At 64.1% G+C, this 24,226-nt stretch carries 18 protein-coding genes, 1 tRNA gene and 2 pseudogenes; 9 read left to right on the top strand and 12 right to left on the bottom strand.

The genetic code is table 11. The annotated features are described in order from the left end of the window. Positions 1–57 precede the first annotated feature (57 nt). From fixL to folD, 4 genes and pseudogenes are all read left to right on the top strand, one after another. On the top strand, positions 58–2,574 hold the full coding sequence (gene fixL, locus B0G69_RS12330; RefSeq protein ID WP_121317288.1) for an oxygen sensor histidine kinase FixL: 2,517 nt from the start codon (positions 58–60) through the stop codon (positions 2,572–2,574). Beyond that, on the top strand, positions 2,571–3,215 hold the full coding sequence (gene fixJ / locus B0G69_RS12325; protein ID WP_006051254.1) for an oxygen response regulator transcription factor FixJ: 645 nt from the start codon (positions 2,571–2,573) through the stop codon (positions 3,213–3,215). The genes fixL and fixJ overlap by 4 nt, the downstream gene beginning before the upstream one ends. Positions 3,216–3,650: 435 nt before the next feature. Further along, positions 3,651–3,776, top strand: a pseudogene (locus B0G69_RS12320) (DUF2950 family protein); the annotation flags it as partial. A 321-nt stretch (positions 3,777–4,097) separates the two neighbouring features. Beyond that, positions 4,098–4,958, top strand: coding sequence for a bifunctional methylenetetrahydrofolate dehydrogenase/methenyltetrahydrofolate cyclohydrolase FolD (folD, locus tag B0G69_RS12315; protein WP_121319342.1), 861 nt, complete (start codon positions 4,098–4,100; stop codon positions 4,956–4,958). Between the two features lie 160 nt (positions 4,959–5,118). Here folD and B0G69_RS12310 read toward each other — a convergent pair whose 3' ends face one another. Next, entirely contained in the window at positions 5,119–6,234 is a 1,116-nt protein-coding gene (locus B0G69_RS12310) for an acyltransferase (protein ID WP_121317286.1), read from the bottom strand. A 353-nt stretch (positions 6,235–6,587) separates the two neighbouring features. Between B0G69_RS12310 and B0G69_RS12300 the strand changes: the two genes are divergently transcribed. Next, positions 6,588–8,696, top strand: a complete 2,109-nt coding sequence (locus B0G69_RS12300) for a M3 family metallopeptidase (RefSeq protein WP_121317282.1) — start codon at positions 6,588–6,590, stop codon at positions 8,694–8,696. A gap of 160 nt (positions 8,697–8,856) precedes the next feature. Here B0G69_RS12300 and B0G69_RS12295 read toward each other — a convergent pair whose 3' ends face one another. Beyond that, on the bottom strand, positions 8,857–10,149 hold the full coding sequence (locus B0G69_RS12295; RefSeq protein WP_121317280.1) for an amidohydrolase family protein: 1,293 nt from the start codon (positions 10,147–10,149) through the stop codon (positions 8,857–8,859). A gap of 216 nt (positions 10,150–10,365) precedes the next feature. Between B0G69_RS12295 and B0G69_RS12290 the strand changes: the two genes are divergently transcribed. Next, entirely contained in the window at positions 10,366–11,076 is a 711-nt protein-coding gene (locus B0G69_RS12290; RefSeq protein ID WP_121317278.1) for an aspartate/glutamate racemase family protein, read from the top strand. A 142-nt stretch (positions 11,077–11,218) separates the two neighbouring features. On the opposite strand, the gene B0G69_RS12285 is transcribed toward B0G69_RS12290, so the two are convergent. Then, positions 11,219–11,506, bottom strand: a complete 288-nt coding sequence (locus B0G69_RS12285) for a helix-turn-helix domain-containing protein (RefSeq protein ID WP_277873547.1) — start codon at positions 11,504–11,506, stop codon at positions 11,219–11,221. A gap of 13 nt (positions 11,507–11,519) precedes the next feature. Between B0G69_RS12285 and B0G69_RS41785 the strand changes: the two are divergent. Continuing rightward, a pseudogene (locus tag B0G69_RS41785) lies at positions 11,520–11,612 on the top strand (SDR family oxidoreductase); the annotation flags it as partial. A 322-nt stretch (positions 11,613–11,934) separates the two neighbouring features. On the opposite strand, the gene B0G69_RS12275 reads toward B0G69_RS41785, so the two are convergent. Continuing rightward, positions 11,935–12,011 (bottom strand) — tRNA-Met (locus B0G69_RS12275). 103 nt (positions 12,012–12,114) lie between these two features. Further along, on the bottom strand, positions 12,115–12,402 hold the full coding sequence (locus tag B0G69_RS12270) for a hypothetical protein (RefSeq protein ID WP_121317276.1): 288 nt from the start codon (positions 12,400–12,402) through the stop codon (positions 12,115–12,117). 293 nt (positions 12,403–12,695) lie between these two features. On the opposite strand from B0G69_RS12270, the gene xth reads away from it, so the two are divergent. Beyond that, complete coding sequence (gene xth, locus B0G69_RS12265) at positions 12,696–13,472, top strand: exodeoxyribonuclease III (protein ID WP_121317274.1); 777 nt, start codon at positions 12,696–12,698, stop codon at positions 13,470–13,472. A 65-nt stretch (positions 13,473–13,537) separates the two neighbouring features. Here the strand turns inward: xth and B0G69_RS12260 are convergent, their stop codons facing one another. The 4 genes from B0G69_RS12260 to glnA form a co-directional block, all read right to left on the bottom strand. After that, a complete protein-coding gene (locus B0G69_RS12260; RefSeq protein WP_121317272.1) occupies positions 13,538–15,688 on the bottom strand; it encodes a prolyl oligopeptidase family serine peptidase in 2,151 nt (716 codons plus the stop codon). A gap of 139 nt (positions 15,689–15,827) precedes the next feature. After that, positions 15,828–17,345, bottom strand: a complete 1,518-nt coding sequence (ntrC, locus tag B0G69_RS12255; RefSeq protein WP_121317270.1) for a nitrogen regulation protein NR(I) — start codon at positions 17,343–17,345, stop codon at positions 15,828–15,830. Positions 17,346–17,380: 35 nt separating this feature from the next. After that, positions 17,381–18,523 carry a nitrogen regulation protein NR(II) gene (gene glnL, locus B0G69_RS12250; protein ID WP_121317268.1) on the bottom strand — a complete coding sequence of 381 codons (1,143 nt, stop codon included), beginning with the start codon at positions 18,521–18,523 and terminating at the stop codon, positions 17,381–17,383. A 200-nt stretch (positions 18,524–18,723) separates the two neighbouring features. Next, positions 18,724–20,139, bottom strand: coding sequence for a type I glutamate--ammonia ligase (gene glnA / locus B0G69_RS12245; protein ID WP_121317266.1), 1,416 nt, complete (start codon positions 20,137–20,139; stop codon positions 18,724–18,726). A gap of 439 nt (positions 20,140–20,578) precedes the next feature. Between glnA and B0G69_RS12240 the strand changes: the two genes are divergently transcribed. Further along, positions 20,579–21,043, top strand: a complete 465-nt coding sequence (locus B0G69_RS12240) for a rhodanese-like domain-containing protein (protein ID WP_121317264.1) — start codon at positions 20,579–20,581, stop codon at positions 21,041–21,043. Between the two features lie 293 nt (positions 21,044–21,336). Here the strand turns inward: B0G69_RS12240 and B0G69_RS12235 are convergent, their stop codons facing one another. From B0G69_RS12235 to B0G69_RS12225, 3 genes are all read right to left on the bottom strand, one after another. Further along, entirely contained in the window at positions 21,337–22,170 is an 834-nt protein-coding gene (locus B0G69_RS12235) for a molybdopterin-binding protein (RefSeq protein ID WP_121317262.1), read from the bottom strand. Between the two features lie 29 nt (positions 22,171–22,199). Further along, on the bottom strand, positions 22,200–23,033 hold the full coding sequence (locus tag B0G69_RS12230; protein ID WP_121317260.1) for an EI24 domain-containing protein: 834 nt from the start codon (positions 23,031–23,033) through the stop codon (positions 22,200–22,202). A gap of 147 nt (positions 23,034–23,180) precedes the next feature. Then, positions 23,181–24,182 carry a sterol desaturase family protein gene (locus tag B0G69_RS12225; protein ID WP_121317258.1) on the bottom strand — a complete coding sequence of 334 codons (1,002 nt, stop codon included), beginning with the start codon at positions 24,180–24,182 and terminating at the stop codon, positions 23,181–23,183. Positions 24,183–24,226: the final 44 nt, after the last annotated feature.

Genomic DNA, 24,226 nt, shown 5'->3' with positions numbered 1-24,226 from the left:
ACTTTCCGTGCTTTTTTGCGCCTTTTGTCAGTCACGCGCTGCGCTACAATGCCACGCATGTTGACCGAACGGCTTTTCGCTCGCTCGGCGCGCACCGCCGGTTCGCCGGGCGATTCGACGCCGTCCTCCCGCTGGCACCATGGACCATGGTGGTCGAATTCCTATTTGCTGACGCCGCTCCTGTCGATCCTGGTTTTCCTGGTCGTCATGAGCCTGATCCTGTGGAGCCTCAACCGGCGCGAACAGCAGCAGCAGGAAGACACCCTCTACCGTAACGTCGCGTGGGCGCAGCAGCAGATCCGCCTGTCCATGACCGGCGCGCAGGAACAGATTCAGGCGCTCGCGCGCGATCTGGCCACCGGCCACGCCGATCCGCATTCGTTCCAGGCGTCCACTACGGACATCATGCAGGGGCATCCCGAGATCCTCTACATGAACTGGTACACGAGCGCACAGCAGCCGCGCTGGCCCAATACCGCCCTGCCCGTGTTCGGCCAGCGGCTCGCGAGGCCCAACGACGCGCAGATGGACGAAGCGGTCAAAGCCGCCTTCGCCGAAGCGCGCGACACGCGCCGCCAGGTCTATTCGCCGCTGATCTACGACGACCTCGGCAACGGCTACATCACGCTGCAAACGCCGGTGTTCCGCGACCGCGAGTTCCTCGGCGCGATTGCGGCGGTGTTCTCGGTCGAAGGAATTCTCAAGCGCGACATCCCGCCCGAGCTGTCTGCCAAATACAAGATCTCGATCATCGACGTGAACAACCGCGAGTTGACCACCACGTCGACCCGCCCGCGCCTGCCGCGCGACATGTTCTACGACCTGCCGCTCGATCCGCCGGGCCAGGGCATCTCGGTGCGCGTTTATGCGTTCCCGCAGATGACCAACTTCACCAACAACACGCTGGTGTGGCTGGTGGCGGGCCTCTCGTGCTTCGTGTTGTGGAGCTTGTGGAGTTTGTGGAAGCACACGCGCCAGCGCTTCGAAGCACAACAGGCGCTGTACGCGGAAGCGTTCTTTCGCCGCGCGATGGAAAACTCGGTGCTGATCGGCATGCGCGTGCTCGACATGCACGGCCGCATCACCCACGTCAATCCCGCGTTCTGCCGGATGACCGGGTGGGACGAAAGCGATCTGGTCGGCAAAAACGCGCCGTTCGCCTACTGGCCGCGCGACGCCTACCCGGAGATGCAACGCCAGCTCGACATGACGCTGCGCGGCAAGGCGCCGTCCTCGGGGTTCGAGTTGCGGGTGCGCAGGAAGGACGGCTCGCTGTTCCATGCGCGTCTCTATGTGTCGCCGCTGATCGACAGCTCGGGCCGCCAGACCGGCTGGATGTCGTCGATGACCGACATCACCGAGCCCAAGCGCGCGCGCGAGGAGCTCGCCGCCGCCCACGAACGCTTCACCACCGTGCTCGAAAGCCTCGACGCCGCGGTGTCGGTGCTGGCCGCCGACGAAGCCGAGTTGCTGTTCGCCAACCGCTACTACCGGCACCTGTTCGGCATCCGCCCGGACGGTCATCTGGAATTGGCGGGCGGCGGGTTCGATAGCGCACAGGCGTCGTCCGACTCGATTGATATGGTGGATACCTACGCGGGCCTGCCCGCGGCCGCGTTGACCGAAAGCACCGCCGATGCGCAGGAAATCTACGTGCAAAGCATCCAGAAGTGGTTCGAAGTGCGCCGTCAGTACATCCAGTGGGTGGACGGCCATCTCGCGCAGATGCAGATCGCGACCGACATCACCACCCGCAAACGGGCACAGGAACTCGCGCGCCAGCAGGACGAAAAGCTGCAGTTCACGAGCCGCCTGATGACGATGGGCGAGATGGCCTCGTCGCTCGCGCACGAACTCAATCAACCGCTCGCCGCGATCAACAACTATTGCTCCGGCACTGTCGCGCTGGTTAAATCCGGTCGCACGACGCCCGACAACCTGCTGCCGGTGCTCGAAAAAACCGCCCAGCAGGCGGTACGCGCCGGCATGATCATCAAGCGCATCCGCGAGTTCGTGAAGCGCAGCGAGCCGAAGCGGCAGGCCACGCGCGTCGCCGATATCGTCGCGGACGCGGTGGGGCTCGCCGAGATCGAAACGCGCAAGCGCCGCATTCGCATCGTCACCGATCTGCGCTCGCGCCTGCCGGTGATCTACGTCGACCCGGTGCTGATCGAGCAGGTGCTGGTCAACCTGCTGAAGAACGGCGCCGAGGCGATGGCCGAAGCCCGCCCGAACGCGGTCGATCCGGTGATCCGCGTGGTCGTGCGGCTGGAGAGCGGCTTTGTCTGCATCAGCGTCGTCGACCAGGGTCCGGGCGTCGACGAAGCGACAGCCGAGCGGCTGTTCGAACCGTTTTACAGCACCAAGTCCGATGGTATGGGCATGGGGCTGAACATTTGCCGTTCGATTATCGAATCGCACCGCGGCCGTCTGTGGGTGGTGAACAACGTCGAGTCCGACGGCCACATCACAGGCGCCACGTTCCATTGCAGTCTGCCTATTGGAGAGCCTGACGGCCCGAGCAACGGCGGGTCAGAGGCGCCGACACCACAAACCGTTACGGGAGAGCTATGAACAGCCCAGTCACCACACAGGAAACTGTCTTTGTCGTCGACGACGACGAGGCCGTGCGAGATTCGCTGCGCTGGCTGCTGGAGGCGAACGGCTACCGCGTGCAGTGCTTCTCCAGCGCCGAGCAGTTCATCGACGCATGGCAGCCGCATCAGCATCCAGGCCAGATCGCCTGCCTGATCCTCGATGTGCGCATGTCAGGCATGAGCGGGCTCGAGTTGCAGGAACGCCTGATCGCCGACAACGCGTCGCTGCCGATCATCTTCGTGACGGGTCACGGCGATGTGCCGATGGCCGTGTCGACGATGAAAAAAGGCGCGATGGACTTCATCGAGAAACCGTTCGACGAAGCCGAGTTGCGCAAGCTTGTCGAGCGCATGCTCGACAAGGCGCGCAGCGAAAGCACCAGCGTGCAGCAGCAGCGCGCCGCCGCCGAGCGCCTGGGCAAGCTGACCGCGCGTGAGCATCAGGTGCTCGAGCGCATCATCGCAGGCCGTCTGAACAAGCAGATCGCCGACGACCTCGGCATCAGCATCAAGACTGTCGAAGCGCATCGCGCGAACATCATGGAAAAGCTCAACGTCAATACGGTCGCCGATCTGCTGCGACTGGCGCTGTCGAACAAGCCGCAACCCGCGCAATAAATCCGACGGGCGGCATTCCCCGCAAGAAGCCATCGCATTGCTCACGGCCGGACTGCAGAAGAGTCCGGCCCGCAGCGGTTCCACGCCTGCGCTACCCGCGCGCGGCACCCTTCCCGCGTTTTCCTTTCCCCCGCCTTCCTCCACGTTTTCTTCCGCGTTGCAGTGCCGGTCACGATGCGCGGCCCGGTAATTGCTCACCTCAGCCTGTCCTTTTCTAATCGGCCGCTTTCGTCCGACATGATTGACAGGCCCGGCTGCGCCCCCCTGATTTACATAGAACTCCTTAGGAAGTGCTGATGCACAATCAATGCGGGCACGACGTGCGGTACACGGCGCACACCGTTTCGCAAAACGCCGTTAGCGATTCACGCGGCCCGCACGCCGCACCTCCTGCATCGTTGCCGCTTCATTGCCGCGTCGTCCACCGGACCCCTCGCACGCGGCTGGCGTTTCGATCCGCGTGCCGCGCACGATGAAATGCTGACGCGCCGCATCGGCCGCAATGAACGCGCGGCGATCATGACCTCGCTCGCTTATGTCGACGCGCAGAACGACTATCACAACCTGACAGACGGCGCGTGCAGCGGCGGCGGTCAAAGCGTTCGATCCGGACGAGAGCTGGCAGGCGGTGCAGCCGTAACGCGTGGCCTCGGCGGTATGGGGGCGATGGCCTGCCGGTCGCGCTGTGCGTGACGCGAATCCACGCGTGGCGCGTCAGACAGGCCCGGTATAATGACGGATTTCGCAGCCGCGCCTATCTCCGATTCGCGCCGCGCGCTTTTCACGTGCCGACCCGTTCCCGCTGAAAAGCGCCATCGCGCGGGGCGCCTTCAGGCGTCCGCGCCCTGTCCCGCTTTCCAAACTGCCTATCTCGACCCGACCATGACTGCCAAACTGATCGACGGCCTCGCCCTTTCCAAGACTCTGCGCGCCGACGTCGCCGCGCGCGCCGCCGCCCTCACCGCCCGCGGCCATCAGCCGGGCCTGGCCGTCGTGCTGGTCGGCGCCAATCCGGCCAGCGAAGTGTATGTGCGCAACAAGGTCAAGGCGTGCCAGGACAACGGCCTCGGCTCGTCGTTCGACCGCTATCCGGCCGACCTGCCGGAAGCCGAGCTGCTCGCGCGCATCGACGAACTGAACCGCGATCCGCGCATCCACGGGATTCTGGTGCAACTGCCGCTGCCCAAACATATCGACAGCCACAAGGTGATCGAGGCGATTGCGCCGGAAAAGGACGTCGACGGCTTTCACGTCGCCAATGCCGGCGCGCTGATGACCGGCCAGCCGCTGTTTCGTCCGTGCACGCCATACGGCGTGATGAAAATGTTCGAAGCGTACGGGATCGATCTGAAAGGCGCGAACGCGGTGGTGATCGGCCGCTCGAACATCGTTGGCAAGCCGATGGCGCTGCTGCTGCTCGAAGCCGGCGCGACCGTGACGATCTGCCATAGCAAGACGCGCGATCTGGCCGCGCACACGCGCAACGCCGACGTGGTGGTGGCGGCCACCGGCTTGCGCAACATCCTGACAGCCGACATGGTGAAGCCGGGCGCGACGGTGATCGACGTCGGCATGAATCGCGACGACGCCGGCAAGCTGTGCGGCGACGTCGATTTCGCGGGCGTCAAGGAAGTGGCCGGCTACATTACGCCAGTGCCGGGCGGCGTCGGCCCGATGACCATCACGATGCTGCTCGTCAACACGATCGAAGCCGCCGAGCGCGAAGCGCACGCACAGGCGTAACGGCGGCACGCGGAAAAAGACGGCCGGCGAAGCACATTCGCCGACAGAGAGACTTTTCTGCGAACCTTGGCGCCCGGCTTCGCGCACAGAAGCTCGGCGCAGGAAACAGCGGCAGTCACGCGCCAGGGTGCGAGGTGCGCAGCGCGCGGCCAGCGCCGCTTCAACGCGTCGCCTGATCTCCCGCAGCCATGCCCGTCGCCGGCGACCTGTGCTGCGGCGCAAGCCGCGTGCGGCACCACGTCAGCACCGGCCGCTCCACAAAGTGCCACGACAGCGCCGCGCTCACGAGGATCAACGGCGCGGCGACCACCAGCGACATCACGTGGCTCAACTGCGGCGCGATATTCGCGACGCACTGCTGCACCATGAACCCGTACAGATAAATGCCGTACGAGTAGTCGTGACGCGGCACGAAGCGCCGCAGCGTCGGCGTCGTTCCCACCCACAGCACGCCGTACACGAAGGCCAGATAGAACAGCGGCTGCGCCCCGGCCGTATCGCGAAAGACCAGGAACACCATCGCGAACCCCAGCGCCGTCAGACCGTTGATGTCCACCCGCTCGCGCCAGCCGTACAACAGCATCCCCAAGATGAAGAACGGCTCCGGCCAGAACGAATAGCCGTTGGCGGGATGGCTGAAATCGCGCACGCCCAGCTGCAGATGCGGCAGATGCACGCGCACCACGATCGCGGCGCCGCCGAGCGCCGCCGCCGGCAGCACGCCGCGCGGGCTGGACAGCAGCCCCAGCATGCCGGTCACGAGCACGATCACATAGCAGCGCACTTCGAGCGGCAGCGTCCACAGCGTTGCGCAGATCTCGTGCGGCATGCGGTTATGCTCGAACACGCCAGGCAACGTCCAGCGGGTCTTCAGGGCGATGGTGGAGAAGTTGTCGAGGTTCGCCCAGGTCATCCCGGAGGCGAAGTATTCGCGCAGCGGCAGCGTCGTGAAAAGCGGCCCGATGATGAACACCGTCACGACCGAGCCGAGCGCCACCGCCGGCCACAGCCGTGCAATCCGCAACGCGACGAAACGCGGCCCCGAGCGCTGCCGGTCGAAGCTGGCTGTCACCAGCATGCCGCTCAGCAGAAAAAAAGCGTAGACGCCGAACGCGCCGAAACCATCGAAGCCGAGCGCGTTTTGCACCCAGTCGGTCGTGCCATCCGGTGCCTGGAGCAGATACGAATGGCCATACACGACGGCCACGGCGGCCAGCAGCCGCACGAGGTCGAAATTGTTGCCGTTGCGCTTTAAAGCGTGCGAAAGCGGGTTCATCGACACCTCTGACAGAAAACGTCGCTCACTGCTAGCGATATGTCAGATTGCGGCAGGGCAGCAATGCGCACCGTTCGCTTTCGCACAGAAACGCTTCAGCCGCAGCAGGCGCCCCAAAGGCGCCGCGAGCGCGCGTGGCCGCCTTCATGTCGCACGTCGCACGCCGCACGCTGCACGCCGCATGCCGCATGCGATTCACCCACGGAGCCGCGACATCTGATAATTTGTCTGCCGACGGATTGGAATCGGCGCGTCCCGCCCCAATCATGTCCCTATCGGGTGCCACAGGCGGCCGCGCGCGCCCCTCGTCGATGCACCGATTACCCGTTCACCCGCGTCAGACAGGAAGCCTCATGTCCACTACTCCCTCGCATCACGACAATCCGCTCCTCGATTTTTCCGACCTGCCGCGCTTTGCCGACATCCGCCCCGAACACGTGACGCCCGCTCTCGATGTGCTGCTCGCCGACGCGGCCGCCGCCGTCGAGCGCGCCGCGCTGCCGGTCACGCCCGCGTCATGGGCCGACGTGGTCGAGCCGGTCGAGCGCGCCACCGAACCGCTGTCGCGCGCGTGGAGCGTGGTCGGCCACCTGAACGCCGTCGCCGATACGCCTGAACTGCGCGCCGTGTACGGCGAAAATCTGCCGCGCGTGACCGAATTCTGGTCGAGCGTCGGACAGAACCTCGCGCTGTACCAGAAGTACAAGGCGCTGAACGCGAGCAGCGATTTCGCATCGCTGACCGGCGAGCGCAAGAAGATCCTCGGCAATGCGTTGCGCGATTTCCGGCTGTCTGGCGCCGAACTGCCGGAAGACCAGAAGCCGCACTTCGCCGAGCTGCAGGAAAAGCAGGCGGGGCTGTCGAAGGCCTTCTCGGACCACGTGCTCGACGCGACCAACGCTTACGCGTACATCGTCGATGCGGGCCAAGAAGCGCAACTCGCCGGACTGCCCGAAGATGTGGTCGAAGCCGCGAAGGAAGCGGCCGAACGCGAAGGCAAGACCGGCTACAAATTCACGCTGCACTTCCCGTCGTACTTCCCGGTGATGCAATACTCGGAAAATCGTCCGATGCGCGAAGCGATGTACCGCGCGTACGTGACACGCGCATCCGAACTCGGTGCGCAATACGGCAACGGCAAGCCTGAGTGGGACAACACGTCGGTGCTCGCCGAACAGTTGAAGCTGCGCGCGGAAGAAGCGCATATGCTCGGCTACGACAACTTCGCCGAAGTCTCGCTTGCGCCGAAGATGGCCGAGTCGCCCGCCCAGGTCATGACGTTCCTCGAAGACCTCGCCACGCGCGCGCGCCCGCATGCGGAACAGGACTGGAAGGAACTGCGCGAATTCGCCGCGAACGAACTCGGCATGAGCGAACTGCAACCGTGGGACATGACGTTTGCCGCTGAACGTCTGCGCCAGAAGCGCTATTCGTTTTCCGAGAACGAGGTCAAGCAGTACTTCCCCGAAGACGCGGTGTTCAAGGGTCTCTTCAAGGTCACGCAGACGCTGTTCGGCGTGCGCATCCGTCGCGACGAAGCGGCCGTGTGGCATCCGGACGTGCGCTTCTTCCGCGTCGAGAATCAGGACGGCGGTCTGGTCGCGCAGTTCTACCTCGACCTGTATGCCCGCGAAGGCAAACGCGGCGGCGCCTGGATGGACGATGCGCGCGGCCGTCACAAGCACTCGCACGGCGGCGTGCAAACGCCGGTCGCGTATCTGACCTGCAATTTCTCGGCGCCGGTCGGCGGCAAGCCCGCCTGCTTCACGCACGACGAAGTCATCACGCTGTTCCACGAGTTCGGCCACGGGCTGCATCACATGCTCACGCGCGTCGATGAACTGGGCGTGTCTGGGATCAACGGCGTGGAGTGGGACGCGGTCGAACTGCCGTCGCAATTCATGGAGAACTTCTGCTGGGAGTGGGACGTGCTCAGCGACATGACCTCGCACGTCGAAACGGCGAAGCCGCTGCCGCGCGATCTGTTCGACAAGATGCTGGCCGCGAAGAACTTCCAGAGCGGTTTGGGCACGCTGCGTCAGATCGTGTTCTCGATGTTCGACATGCAACTGCATACCGGCTTCGACGCGAGCGGCACGAAGAGCGCCACCGAACTCGCGAGCGAGATCAACGAACGCTTCCACGTGGTGCCGCAAGCACCGTTCTCGCGTTGGCCGAATACGTTCAGCCATATTTTCGCGGGCGGTTATGCGGCGGGTTACTACAGCTACAAGTGGGCTGAAGTGCTGTCCGCCGACGCGTACGCCGCGTTCGAAGAAGCGGCGCAAGCCGCGAGCGGCAGCGTGCTCGATCAGACGACCGGCATGCGCTATCGCAAGGAGATTCTGGAGGTGGGCGGCAGCCGTCCGGCGATGGAGTCGTTCAAGGCGTTCCGTGGCCGCGAGCCGACTATCGACGCGTTGTTGCGCCATAACGGCATGGCGCCGGGCTCGGTGCATTGACCGGTTGAAGCATCGAGCGGCGTGTTGTTGTGCGCCGCGCCGTCGATGTCGATGTCGATGTCATCAAACAAAGCCGGCGGCCTGCGTGAGCAGGCGCCGGCTTTTTCTTGCGCTAACGCCTGCGCGCACAAACCGCAGACTTACCGCGCCGCGCCAGCGGCTAGCCGCGATGCAGCTTGAAGTCCACTTGCGTCGGCCGCCCTTCGAGCGACAGCGCCGCCCGCGCAGCCGGCGCGCGGCTCACCACCTTGCCACGGCTGACCACCGCGAGCCGCGCGGCGCGCAAGCGAATCGCCTCGACCGGATCACGCGCGTCGAGCAGCACCAGATTGGCCGCGCATCCCGGCGCGATGCCATAGCCTTCCAGACCGAGAATCCGCGCGGCATTCACCGTGACCGCGTCGAAGCACGCGCGCATGCCGTCGACGCCCGTCATCTGTGCGACGTGCAGGCCCATGTGCGCGACTTCGAGCATGTCGCCCGAACCGAGGCTGTACCACGGGTCCATCACGCAGTCATGGCCGAACGCGACGTTGATGCCGGCCGCCATCATCTCCGGCACGCGCGTCATGCCGCGCCGTTTCGGATAAGTGTCGCTGCGGCCCTGCAGCGTGATGTTGATGAGCGGATTCGCGATCGCGGCGACACCCGACTCGCGCATCAGCGGCAGGAGCTTGCTGACGTAGTAGTTGTCCATCGAATGCATCGACGTCAGATGCGAGCCGGTGACGCGCCCTTGCAAACCGAGCCGCTGTGTTTCGGCCGCAAGCGTTTCGATGTGGCGCGACAGCGGATCGTCCGATTCGTCGCAATGCATGTCGACGCGCAAGCCCTGCTCCGCCGCGTACTCGCACAGCAGGCGCACGGACTGCGCGCCGTCGGCCATCGTGCGCTCGAAATGCGGAATGCCGCCGACTACGTCGACGCCCATCGCGATTGCCCGCTTGAGGTTCTCGAACGCGCCGGCGCTGCGCAGCACGCCGTCCTGCGGAAACGCCACCAGTTGCAGATCGAGATACGGCGCGACCCGGCGCTTCACTTCGAGCAGCGCCTCGACCGCGAGCAGGCGCGGATCGCACACGTCGACATGGCTGCGGATGGCCAGCAAGCCGCGCGCGACGGCCCAGTCGCAATACTGCAACGCGCGCTCGACGAGCGCCGCCTGCGTCAGTTCCGGCTTCAGCTCACCCCACAGCGCAATGCCCTCGATCAGCGTGCCCGACGCGTTCACGCGCGGCAAGCCGTACGACAGCGTCGCGTCCATGTGGAAATGCGGATCGACGAACGGCGGCGCGACGAGCGAACCCGCTGCATCGATTTCCTCACCCGCGCTCGCGGCGAGATTCGCCCCGACGGCGACGATGCGGCCCGCATCGATGCCGATGTCGACCGGTTGCCTGTCCTGTGGCGCGGCGCCGGACGGCAGCATCGCGCGGCGGATGATCAGATCCATCTGTCTCTCCCTTTGCCCGCTTCTGAGTGGTTACGATTCTATCGACGACAGAAAAGGTCGTGCGGTGTTTTATCCGGATGCCCGCCCGGGCTTCCGTACCGGCGCGCGGCGCGCAATCCGTACCGGCTACATGCTTCGCCGCGCGCCTATACTCGGCGTTCAGGACGGTGCATGCCGGGCGTTCCGGCAGCCGTCACCCGTTCACGGAGCAGGCAGATGAAAATGATCGGCGTGATTGGTGGGATGAGCTGGGAGTCGTCCACCGAGTATTACAAACTCCTCAACCGTCATGCGAAGGCGCGGCTCGGCGGGCATCACAACGCCCGCAGTCTGATGCTGACGGTCGACTTCGCGCCGATCGAGGCGAACCAGCGCGCGGGCGACTGGAACGCGCTCGGTCAGCAGATGGCCGATGCCGCGCGCCAGCTCGAACGCGGCGGCGCCGATCTGGTGATGCTCGCGACCAACACGATGCATCGCGTGTACGAGTCGATCGAGCAGGCGATCACGGTGCCGTTCCTGCATATCGCCGATCCGACCGGTGAAGCGCTGCGGGCTGCCGGTATCGAACGGGTTGGCCTGCTCGGCACGCGCTATACGATGGAGCAGACGTTTTACACGGGCCGCCTGCGCGAGCGCTATGGCCTCGAAACACTCGTTCCCGATGAGGCCGGCCGGGCCGACGTGCACCGCATCATTTACGACGAGCTGTGTCACGGCAATGTCCAGGATGCGTCGCGAGCGGTGTATCAAGGTGTGATCCAAACATTGGCCGAGCGTGGCGCGCAGGCGGTGATTCTCGGCTGCACTGAAATCACGTTGCTGATCAAGCCGGAAGATTGCGCGCTGCCGGTGTTCGATACGACCGCGCTGCATGCGCAAGCGGCGGTGGAATGGGCGATTGATACCCATCAGCCGCGCGGCTGATGACTGGCGCGTCTACGCACAAAAAAAGAGAGCTGGCCGCAAGCCATAAATCGTGCGTCGCATTCAGCATGAAGGTCGGCTAGACATAGCGCTTGCGCGGTCGCAAGCCGAAAAATATTTCGGTATCCATATGATGGATATCTCAGGCGGACCGCTCGTCAAAGGCTGTCTGCGCTTTTTCAATATTGCCGCCATGTTTTGTGCCCGCCCACGTTACGAGACTCGTGAACGGGTCCTGTAACGATCGCCCCAACGGCGTGATCGAATATTCGACGGCCACCGGCGGCGACGCTATACCACGACGATTGACGAGGCCATTTCGCTCCAGGCGTCGCAGAGCCTCGGTTAGCGCCTTGTGAGTGATCGGGTCAAGGCGTCGCTTTATCGCGTTGAACCGGGACGGCTTCGTGCACAACACGGTGAGGATCAGAACGGAACACTTATTGGGGCTGCCCGAAGAAGTGGCTGCTACTGCGCTATTTCTGGCCTCGGCCGACAGCTGCTTTGTCACCGGCGCGGAACTGTGTGCCGACGGGAGGCATGACTACCTGAAGCAAGTCTCGCGGGAACGCCCTGCTTTTGCGCTTCGTTCGGGGGTTCGGCACGTCCCGGCTTCTCGCGATCTTGCGGCGACGCGCGACAAGCGGCTCAGCAAAAGGGGCTGATAAAGACACACGACGCGTGTGCGGTCGTCCGTGGCGAAGTCAGCAGGTCGCAAGGGAAAGACAACGGCGCGAAGCCGTCAGAAACCGCAAAACAAAAAGCCCGCTAGCGCGGGCTTTTGTCACAACGGAGTTGCCGAATTTCTGATGGCTTTGCCATCTACCACCTAAAATCTTGCAAAACCTTGTAATGCGTTGGTTGCGGGGACAGGATTTGAACCTGTGACCTTCGGGTTATGAGCCCGACGAGCTGCCAGACTGCTCCACCCCGCGTCAGAGAAAAAAGATTATATCTGGCTATTCGCAATACGTCAAACCATTGTGCGCATTATTCCCGAACGATCGCATTCACAGCGGCACTCGTTCATGAAACGCGTCAAAGATCCTGGACCGTCGCGCCTTCCACCTTGCCATCGATGATGTCCGCGCCATACTGACTCGCGCTGCGTTTGGCCACGCCGAAATCCGCGATCGTGGCGGGCAGCACGAGGCGAAACACGCGGCTCGCTTTCGAGCCGCTGATCGCGCCCGGACGACATACGCGCACCGCGACGTCGTAGCCCTCGGCGTGCCGCTTGTGGCCGTCGAATTTGTCGAACGCCCGCGAAAACACCAGCGGGTGCACTTCGAAGTCCTTATAAAGGGCGGGGTAAAGTTCGGCCATGATGACTCTCCGACTCGCAATCGTGCGAAAGTGTGTGGTCCCACTATACGCCGCGACATCCCGGCATCGCGCTTTTATTTTTGCGGCGCCGCGCGGGCAATTTGCGCCGGCCCCGCTCTCGCGCGATAAGATGCGGGACAACTGCAATCGCCTGCGCCAATCAAGCGCGTCGTCAGCCGCGCGATGAGTCGAATGACCGTCGTCCCCGCGACAGGCGGCAAACCTGAGCGCTCGAGCAAAACGAGGGGTCGAGGCCCCCACGAAACCTTGCCCGGCAAGAATGTGAGAATGTCATGAAAATCGCCACCTGGAACGTCAACTCTCTTAAAGTCCGCCAGCAGCACGTGATCGACTGGCTCGAAACCAGCGGCACCGACGTGCTGTGTCTCCAGGAACTGAAGCTGCCCGACGAGAAGTTTCCGCGCGCCGAACTCACGGAGAAAGGCTACCGCAGCTGGTATGCCGGTCAGAAAACCTATAACGGTGTCGGCATTCTGGTGCGCGACGGGCTGGACGTCGACGAAAGCAGTATCGTGCGCAACATCCCGGGCTTCGAAGATCCGCAGCAACGCGTGATCGCGGCCACCATCGAAGGCGTGCGCATCATCTCTGCATACTTCCCGAACGGCCAGGCGCCGGGCACCGACAAGTTCGCGTACAAACTACGCTGGCTCGCGGCGCTGCACGACTGGATCGCGAGCGAAATGGCGGTGCATCCGAAGCTCGCGCTGCTCGGCGATTACAACATCGCGCCGGAGGATCGCGACGTGCACGATCCGAAAGCATGGGAAGGCCAGAACCTCGTTTCGCCGGAAGAACGCGCCGCGTTCGTGCGGCTGATCGGACTCGGCCTGCTCGATGCGTTCCGCCAGTTCGAACAGCCTGAGAAGATCTACTCGTGGTGGGACTACCGGATGATGGCGTTCCGCCGCAATGCGGGGCTGCGCATCGACCACATCCTGCTGTCGAAGCCGCTGGCCGACGTATGCTCGGCGTGCGACATCGACAAGGTGCCGCGCAAATGGGAACAGCCGTCCGATCACGCGCCGGTCTTCGCGCAGCTCGGCTGATCCGCCGATTCGATGCTGGTGCGGGCGCATCGCTAACGCCTCACACCACGCGCAGCGTGCGCGCCCTACACCGCTGCGTCGGCCTGCGCAAAGCCGCCCAGCACGCTCCACAGGAATTCGAAGACCATCGCGTCATGCTCGGCCTGCTCCAGCTCATCGGAGCCTCCGTGCCCGCCTTCCGTGTTCTCCCGATACCAGACCCTGTCTGCGCCAGGCACGCCGAGCGCCTGCATGCGCGCGGCCATCTTGCGCGCGTGGCCGGGATGCACGCGATCGTCGGCGGTCGAGGTGATGAACAGCACGGGCGGATACGCGACACCCGCCGACACGCGGTGATATGGCGAGTAAGCGGCCAGCACGCGCGCCTGGTCGGGCTCGTCCGGGTCGCCGTATTCGTCGATCCATGACGCGCCCGCGTGCAGCAGGTGATAGCGGCTCATATCGAGCAAAGGCACTTCGCACACCACCGCGCCGAACAACTCGGGACGCTGCACCATGCACGCCGCCACCAGCAAACCGCCGTTGCTGCCGCCCTGAATGCCGAGCTGCGCCGCACTGGTCACGCCGGTGCCGATGAGCGCCTCGGCGACCGCGATGAAGTCGTCGAATGCGCGCTGGCGCTGCTCGCCCTGCGCCGCCGTGTGCCAGCGCGTGCCGAACTCGCCGCCGCCGCGAATATGCGCGACTACGTACACGCCGCCGCGCTCCAGCCAGCCGATGCCCTGCCCAGTCAGATAGCTCGGCAGGAGCGGAATCGCGAAGCCGCCGTAGCCGCTCAAGAGGCAGGGGCGCGGCCCATGCGACGGTTCGAACGATTGCGCGGCGCGCGGCCCGATCACCGTATACGGCACCCGCGTGCCATCCGCCGACACCGCATGCCCGCACATGACGCCGAAGCGCGTCGCATCGAACTGGGTCGGCCAGCGGTCGATCAACTCCCACTCGCTCAGGTCGTCCCGCGCGAGGTCGGCCAGCCAGTACGCCGGCGGTTGCAGATAGTCATCGGTATCGACGAACACTTCGTCGTTGAGCGTCGGCTCGACAGGCGACACGTCGGACTGTGCGTCGGCATGCGCTGGAAAGAGGCGCTGCTGCCAATGCCATGCGTGATCCGCGTCTTGCGACGGTGTCCACAGCAAGGTCTTGTTCTGCACGTCGTCGAGGTACGACACGATCAGGTGATTGCGCGTATGCGTCCACTCGCAGGCCGAGGTCAGCGGCGTCGGCATGAACAGCGGCAGCACGTCGCGCTCGCCGCGCAGGAACGCGTCCTCGCGGATCGCCAGCAACGCGCCGCCCGGATAATGCGCACCGTCGCTATCCCAGTCGAGACGCGGTTCGAACAGCAGCCAGCCTTGCCAGCCGCCCACCGCGACGTGCGCGGGCACGTCGTACCGACGCCACGCGTCGATGGCGCCATCAGCACCCTCGGCGCCATCGAGGTAATACGTATGCGAGTCGAAAAAATCGACGCTGCTCACCACCGTATGCCGCCGCTCGACAGGATCGTAGTTCGCCTCCACGCCGATATCGCCGAACGCGCCCCTGAACACCACCGGCGCGTCGGTGAGCGCGGTGCCGCGCGTCCAGCGCCGCACGTCGCGCGGATAACCGGAGCGCGTCAGCGTCTTGCGGCCGTTGTCCCAGCCGACGTACAGCGTGTCGCGATCGATCCACGACGCCGTGTGCTTGCCGGCCTTCGCGATCACGAAGCCGTCGCCGACGAAACGCTGCGCGTCGATGTCGAACTCGCGCACCACCTGCGCGTCCGATCCGCCCGGCGACATCGTGATCAGCGCGCGATCGCCGTCCGGATAAAGAATGTCGAGTTCGACGCACACCCATGGTGTACCTTCAGCGGCGCCGAGCGCGTCGAAGTCGAGCAGGTTCTGCCAGACCGGCGCACCGCTACGCCATGCCGCCCACGTCGTGCGCCGCCAGATGCCCTTCGGATTGCGCTCGTCCTGCCACAGATCGTAAGCCCAGTCTTTCCACCGATCGGGAATCACCGGACGCTCGCGCGGCAGATACGCGTCGGCGAGCCGCTGCCTGAGCGACTCGAACCGCGCGCCGCTGCACCACGCGGCGCGCGTGCGGATGTTCTGCTGTTCGACCCACGCGAGCGCGGCGGGGTCGTCGAGTGCTTCGAGCGACACGAACGGATCGGGGGAAAGCGGCCAGGAGAAAGGAGCGGGAGAGTTCAGAGAAGCGGGCATCGTCGGCTGTCGAATGAAAACAGCGTTGATTATGCCTTGTGGGAACCCGAGGCCCGGATAACGGGCGATGTCGGGCTAGCGCCGCAACGGCAAGCCGAGGCGACTCGCGCCCCGCCCCACCGCTGCAACGACACTTTGCTCAGGGCTCGAGATTGAGTTCCTGGATCTTGCGCGTAATCGTATTGCGGCCGATGCCCAGGCGCTCTGCCGCCTCGACCTTGCGTCCGCGCGTGAAGTCGAGCGCCTCGCGAATCACCGCCGCTTCGAAACGGCGAGCGAGTTCGTCCATCACGTCCGCCGAGTTTTCGCGCAATAGCCGCGCGACTTCGGTGCGCAAGCCGCCTTCCCACGCGCTCACCGCGGTCGCGACCGGCGTACCCGCCACGCCGGCAGGATGCGCCGCGACGCTCGCGCCGTTGACCGGCGCGCTGCCGGCGAAGCCCTCGTCGCCCGCCCCTGCCCCGGCCGCCACGCCGCCGGTGAGATCGCTGACGCCGGCTTGCCCGGGACCGAGGTCAGGCGGCAAGTCCTTGATCTCGATGGTCTGCGCGGGCGCCATCACCGTGAGCCAGTTGGCGAGATTCTCCAACTGTCGCACGTTGCCTGGAAACGGCAGCGACGCAAGATAGGCGAGCGCGTCTTCCGACACGCGCTTCGATTCGACGCCGAGATCGCGCGCGCTCTTCTGTAGGAAGTGCCGTGTGAGGAGCGGAATGTCCTCGCTGCGTTCGCGCAACGCGGGCAAGCGCAGGCGGATCACGTTGAGCCGGTGGTACAAGTCCTCGCGGAACAGCCCTTGGCGTACGCGCGACTCGAGATTCTGGTGAGTCGCCGCGATCACGCGCACATTCGCGCGCAACGGGTTGTGACCGCCGACGCGATAGAACTGCCCGTCCGACAGCACCCGCAACAGACGCGTTTGCAGATCGAACGGCATATCGCCGATTTCGTCGAGAAACAGCGTGCCGTTCTCGGCCTGCTCGAAACGTCCCTGGCGCATCGCCTGCGCGCCGGTGAACGCGCCGCGCTCATGGCCGAACAGTTCGGATTCCAGCAGATCCTTCGGAATCGCGGCGGTGTTCAGCGCGATGAACGGACCATTCGCGCGTGGGCTATGTCGGTGCAACGCACGCGCGACCAGTTCCTTTCCGGTGCCTGATTCGCCGGTAATGAGCACGGTGGCCGCGGAATGCGACAGGCGGCCGATCGCGCGAAACATGTCCTGCATCGCCGGCGCCTGGCCGAGCATTTCGGGCGCTTCGGCGACGCGCTCGTCCCACGGCTGTTCGCCGCGCATGCTTTCGTCGACGGCGCGGCGGATCAGTTCGACCGCCTTGTCGACGTCGAACGGTTTGGCGAGATACTCGAACGCCCCGCCCTGGAATGCGGCGACCGCGCTATCCAGATCCGAGAACGCCGTCATGATGATGACGGGCAGGCCCGGCACCTTGTCGCGTACCGTTTGCAGCAATTCGAGGCCTGAGCCGCCCGGCATCCTGATGTCGGATACCAGCACCTGCGGGCTGTCGTGATCGAGCGCGGCCGAGGCCTCACGGACGTTCGCGAAGCTGCGAGTCGCGAAGTTTTCGCGGGCGAGCGCTTTTTCGAGCACCCAGCGAATCGATTGATCGTCGTCTACTATCCAGATCGGCTTCATATGGGTCGGTCAGAAGTCTTCAAATGCGTGTGGGGTTAGCAGTCGAGCGGCAGCAAAATCTGAAACTCGGTGTGGCCCGGCCGGCTGTCCACTTCGATCAGACCGTCGTGTTGTTGCACGAACGTCTGCGCGAGCGTCAGCCCGAGACCACTGCCGTCCTCGCGCCCCGACACGAGCGGATAGAAAATGCGGTCACGGATTTCTTCGGGAATGCCTGGGCCGTTGTCGGTGATATGCAAGTCCAGTGCCAGCTTACATAAGCGTTTCGAGATCGTGATCTTGCGCGCGATGCGGGTGCGCAATTCGATCCGCGCATCGCCTTGCGAGATACGTTCGCGCAGAGCTTCGGCCGCATTGCGCACGATGTTCAGGAGCGCCTGGATCAGTTGCTCCTTGTCGCCGCGCAGGTCGGGCACGCTCACGTCGTAATCGCGCTCGATGGTGAGGCCGCGCGGAAACTCCGCGAGAATCACCTGGCGCACGCGCTCGCACACTTCGTGAATGTTCACGTCGCCGACGATGTGCGGATGACGGTGCGGTTCGAGCAGGCGGTCGACCAGCGTTTGCAGCCGGTCCGACTCCTTGATGATCACCTGCGTGTACTCGCGCAATTCGTCGCGCTGACGCTCGCCGAGTTCGAACTCGAGCAGTTGCGCCGCGCCGCGAATGCCGCCGAGCGGATTCTTGATCTCGTGCGCGAGATTGCGGATCAGTTGCTTGTTGACCGCGGTGAGGTCGTTGATGCGTTCTTCACGGTCGGTACGCAGATGCCGCTCGTTCTCGAACAGCTCGAGCAGCACGTAGTCCTGCGCGCTCTCCAGAAAGCCGACGATCGCATGCACATGCAGCGGTTCGTGGCCGGGACGCTCGAGCACGGCGTCCAGATGCGTCGCGTGAAAACGGTGCGCGGCGATCGCGGTAATGGTCGCGACCAGTTCGGCCGCATTCGAGAAGATGTCTGGCCACGTCATCTGCGTCAGTTGCCGGCGCGACATTTCCAGCATCGACTCCGCCGACGGGTTCGCGAACGCGACGCGCAGCGTTCGCTTGTCGAGCACCAGCACGACGGTCGGCAACGTCTCGAAGCCCGGCAGCAAACCGGAACTCACGAGCGGCGCATCGTCCGAGAGCGACTGCTCGTGCCCTTTCCTTGCCTTGATCAGATTCTTGAGAACCATCTTGCAGTCTGGCCGGTAGGAGATGGTGAAAAATCAGGTATGCCGCTTTTGTGTTGCTCACTACCCGAGCAACGCAAAAACGACTCGCGAAAATGATGCGCGGTCTAACGAAAAAGGGACGGCGCCGCCGTCCCTTCGTGACCGATCGCGAGCGTCGGGCAAAGCGCTTCGCCGGGTGAAGGGCGAAGCGCCATGGCCGCTTACAGCGAGTAGTACATTTCGAATTCGATCGGGTGCACCGCCTGACGAAAGCGTTGCAGCTCGCCCGTCTTCAGTTCGATGTACGCGTCGAGCATCGCGTCCGTGAACACGCCACCGCGCGTCAGGAATTCGCGGTCCGCGTCGAGCGAGTCGAGAGCCTGATCGAGGCCGGCGCACACGGTCGGGATCTTTGCATCCTCTTCCGGCGGCAGGTCGTACAGGTTCTTGTCAGCGGCTTCGCCCGGGTGAATCTTGTTCTGCACGCCGTCCAGACCCGCCATCATCAGCGCGGAGAAGCACAGGTACGGATTCGCCAGCGGATCCGGGAAACGCGTTTCGATACGACGGCCCTTCGGGTTCGACACGTGCGGAATACGGATCGATGCCGAACGGTTGCGTGCCGAGTAGGCCAGCTTGACCGGTGCTTCGAAGTGCGGCACGAGACGCTTGTACGAGTTCGTACCCGGGTTCGTGATCGCGTTCAGCGCGCGAGCATGCTTGATGATGCCGCCGATGTAGAACAGCGCGAATTCCGACAGACCTGCGTAGCCGTTACCTGCGAACAGGTTCTGGCCGTCCTTCCAGATCGACTGGTGAACGTGCATGCCCGAACCGTTGTCGCCGACGACCGGCTTCGGCATGAACGTCGCCGTCTTGCCATACGTGTGCGCGACGTTGTGGATGATGTACTTCATCTGCTGCAGCCAGTCAGCGCGTTGCACCAGCGTCGAGAACTTCGTGCCGATTTCGTTCTGGCCCATGCCCCCCACTTCGTGATGATGCACTTCGACCGGAATGCCGATCTGTTCGAGCAGCAGGCACATTTCCGAACGGATGTCCTGGAACGTGTCGACCGGCGCGACCGGGAAATAGCCGCCCTTCACGCCCGGACGGTGACCCGTGTTGCCGCCTTCGAATTCCTTCGCCGACGACCACGGCGCTTCTTCCGAGCCGATCTTCACGAAGCAGCCCGACATGTCCGTGTTCCACTGGACCGAGTCGAAAATGAAGAATTCCGGCTCCGGACCGAAGAAGGCGGTGTCGCCGAGGCCCGTGCTCTTCAGGTACGCTTCAGCGCGCTTCGCGAGCGAGCGCGGGTCGCGCTCATAGCCCTTGCCGTCAGCCGGTTCGACGACGTCGCAAGTCAGCACGAGGGTCGATTCTTCGTAGAACGGGTCGATGAACGCCGTGTTCGCGTCCGGCACCAGCAACATGTCCGATGCTTCGATGCCCTTCCAGCCGGCAATCGACGAACCGTCAAACGCATGGCCGCTTTCGAACTTGTCTTCATCGAATGCCGACACCGGCACCGAAACGTGTTGCTCTTTGCCGCGCGTGTCGGTGAAACGGAAGTCGACAAACTTGACGTCCTCGTCCTTGACGAGTTGAACGACGTCGGCCACGGATTTACTCATAACCTATCTCCTGATTAACGAATTCGGCGGATTCAGCCGCCGCCCAATCTAGCTGACCCGTCCCGGCGCGTCCACCCTCAAACGCCACGAATGAACAGAAAACTTGCCGGGGCAAATCGATCGGCACCAGTAAAGCAGCTTCTGTGCCATGTATGCGCCAAGGCGGCGCAAAACCATACTGCGCGCGCGTTCACAGGGAATGGACGCACCGAACGGCATGCAGCCCTGATATCGGCGCGAGGGTTGTCGCACCACATCAGTGCACCCTGTACCATGAGAACTCGGGATAGCTTTATTTTGGTGCATCAAAGCAAAAATGCACCACGATTGCGCGCGATGCTTTTAGACACCAGCGCGCCCGAGTCGCCCGGCAGACGGCGCGCGCGGCGTGCACGCCGCGCGCTAGAATATTCATTTGGTCCGAAGGAGATTGGCGCTCATGAGCACGCTCGAACAGCTGTACGCCCAGGCGGAGACCCGCCGCACCGAGAACCAACTGCCCTACGCGGGCGCGGTATCGCCCGCCGAGGCGTTCGAACTGCTGCAACTCGATCCGCGCACGCGTCTCGTCGACGTGCGCACCCGTGCCGAACTCGATTGGGTCGGCCGGCCGGTCATCGGCGACGGGCAGTACGCGCACGTGGAATGGACGCGCTACCCGGGCGCGGTGCCGAATCAGGAATTCATTGCGCAACTGAATCAGCTCGCGTCGCACAGTACGCCGGTACTGTTTCTGTGCCGCAGCGCCGCGCGCTCGAAGCTCGCCGCGATTGCCGCCACTCAGGCCGGCTTCACGAAAGCGTACGACCTGCTGGAAGGCTTCGAAGGCGACAAGGACGGCCAAGGGCATCGGAAGACGGTCTCGGGCTGGTGCTTTCGCGGATTGCCGTGGATCGGCGCGTAATGATGGAGCGGGTCGGCGGATAAGCGGGCGGCGCCAGCTTGCGACTTGACCGGGACGGCATGCCGCCGGCCGCTTCCGTTGCGCAGCAGGACAGCGGCGTCTTCACTTGATAAACCATCAGGTCAGCCGCCGCGTCATCATGGACACATCGTCGGCGCTTAGTGTGTCAGGCCGATGATGTCAGCAGGCCTCGAATCGGCATCGGCCGGCCGCGCGCGCGCCATGCCGATGCCGAATAACCGCTGCGGTGCGGGAAGCCTCGAACCGCTCCCCCGCCCGCCACATGCCGCGCCTCAGGCGCGCGGCTTCGCCGCCGGAATCGACTCGGGCTCGACGATATCGCCGCCCAACAGGTGCACGCCCTCGCGCAGCTTCACGAACGCAGCCGCCACGGCTTCCGGCTCGCCCTTCACGCCCAGGTCGATGTGATGGCGCGCATATACGCCACCGCGTTCCGCATCGCCGACGCTCGGCAGACTGAACACTCGCACGCCAGGAAAATCGCTTTGGATTTTTTCCATTAGCGGCGTAATGCGCGATTCCGGCAGCTCGAACACCAGCAACGACTTTTCCGCATGCGGCATCGCGTGATGCAGATCCGCGTACTGCGTATCCAGCACCCACTCGATCATCGGCCACGCCATCACCGGGAAGCCCGGCACGAAATGATGATGCCTGATCGAGAAGCCGGGAATCTTGTTGTAGCCGTTCGGAATGATCGACGCGCCTTGGGGATACGTGCCCATATTCAGCCGATGCCGGTTTTCCGGTGAGTCCAGGTCGAGCGGCGCCGCCGCGTTCGCCGGATACATGTCGCGGATGCGCTCCTGAATCAGCTTCGCAGCCTCCGGATGCAGTTCCAGCGGCACGCCGAGCGCGGCCGCCGCGCATTGGCGCGTGTGGTCGTCCGGCGTGGCGCCGATGCCGCCCGTGGAGAACACGATGTCGCCCGTGGCGAACGTGCGCCGCAGCGTCGCCGTGATGCGCTCGGGGTCGTCGCCGATGTACTCCGCCCAGCCGAGCGACAGGCCGCGCGCGCCCAGCAACTCGATGACCTTCGGCAGATGCTTGTCGACGCGCCTGCCCGACAGGATTTCATCGCCGATGATGATGACGCCAAATGCCATTGCCGCCTCTTTTTGCTTGATCAATACAGTCAATAAGGAACGGGCGCCGTCTGACGCACGCCGCCATGCTCGTCCGTGCGCATGCGTTGCAGCGCGCGCAAACAGTAGTAGCCGAACCACAGCGCCGAAAACACGAGGATGAACGCGTAGATCCAGATCGTCATCGCGGTGATCACCGGGAACAGCACGATCAGCCAGACCGACGACGCCCACAGCAGCGTCGGCAGCGAACCCAGCAAGCCGCTCGCGATGCCGATCAACAGCAGCGGCAGCCGGAACCGGCGCACCAGCGCGCGCCGCTCGTCGCGCGTTGCGTGCAATGCGAGCGCATCGTAGCTCATCACGCGATAGGTCAGCCAGCCCCACAACAGCGGTGGAATCAGCGCGAAGAACGGCGGCACGAGCCACAGCGGCAACGTGACGATCAGCAGTACCAGACACACCACGGTGGTCCACAACGCCTGACCGAGGCTACCGTACCACGTTCCGCCGCGCCGCATTTCCAGAGCCGGAAACTGGCGCGCGGACAGGAACCGGATCACCGCGGGCATCGACAGCGTGGCGATCAGCAGCAACACCGTGACGACGATCAGCGGAATCACCATCGCAATCACGATGAACGGTGCGATCGCCGCATGCAGCGCAGAAAAACCGAGCCAGTCGAACAGACGATAAAGCGTGACCGTAAACGACCAGTTATCGAGCCAGAGCCGGGTGCCGCCGACCAGCGTCTGCCAGGAAAACCAGAGGATCACGCCCCACCCGACCGTCGCCGCGAGAAACGGTTTGAAGGTCAGCCAGAGCATGCGCGGGTGGAGCGCGCTGGCAAGCGCGCGCCCGAACGAGCGCAACAGATCATTCATGCGAGCCTGTGTCGGTGAACGAAACGAAGGAATCAGGCGAAGCGCGCAGCGCCCCGGCCGGCAGGCCTTGAGCGCGTGCGCAAACGTGCACAGGATAAACCACGGGAAGCGCCGCCAGGGAAACCGGCGGCGTGCGGCGAAGGCGGCTCAGACGGCGGCTGCGTCGTTGCGTTCGCCCGGGCGACGTTTCGACGTCAGTCTTGCAGCGATGCGCACGAACGCAAGCCAGTGCTGCGCCCAGAAACCATCGCCATAGCGGCGGCCTTCGAGCTGGTCGCTGATGCCGGTCGGCTCCATCTCGCGGCTCCAGGAGACGCTGCGAAACAGCATGTCCCACCACGGAAACAGCACACCGAAGTTGCAGCCGTACTTCAGCCCCGCGTGACCGTAGCCGATGGCGTGGTGACGGCGATGGAACGTCGGGCTAACGAGCAGCCGCTCGCCGAGCCAGCCGAAGTACAGACGGATGTTCGCGTGCTGCACGCTTTGCGCGAGGTTAGTGATCGCGACCAGCACGACGAACTGCGACGGCGGCACGCCGATCACCAGCGCGATCACCGCGAAGAACGACGCCTGCAGCATATCGTCGAGCAGATGGTTGCGGTCGTCGGACCACAGCGACATCTGCTGCTGACTGTGATGCACCGCGTGCAGTTCCCACCACACGCCGATCCGGTGTTCCCAGCGGTGATACCAGTAGCCCGCGAAATCGAGCACCAGCAGGTACATCACGAACGTGACGAGCGGCTGCGTGGTGACGCCGGGCCACAGATTGTCGAACTCGATATTCGAAATGTTGTGCAGGCGCAGCCACCCCTGCACGTTGTCGAAGAACGGCTGCAGCGCGAAGAAAAAGAACAGGTTGAGAATGCCGAGCTTGGCGATCCACGTGTACAGCACGTCGATGCGCACCGCCTTGCGGCTCTCCCACTGCTCCACCGGACGCAACGCTTCGAGCGGGCGCAGGATTGCGTACATCGCCAGCACTTCGAGCACGCCCACGATCACCCAGTACAGGCTGTCGTAGGTGTCCTCGTCGTAGTCCATCAGGTCGAAGCGGTACAGCAGCGGCTGCACCACGTCGACATACAGCAGTGTCTGCACGGTTGAAACGAAGCTGTCGAGCGAAGAAAAAATCAGATGGAACATGATGCTGGCCTGGTTACCTCATCCGTCGTGACTCGCGTTGCGTG

It is taken from the genome of Paraburkholderia sp. RAU2J (assembly GCF_003634845.1).
GTDB classification, from domain to species: Bacteria; Pseudomonadota; Gammaproteobacteria; order Burkholderiales; family Burkholderiaceae; genus Paraburkholderia; species Paraburkholderia fynbosensis.
This window is presented reverse-complemented; position numbering and strand designations above follow the sequence as displayed.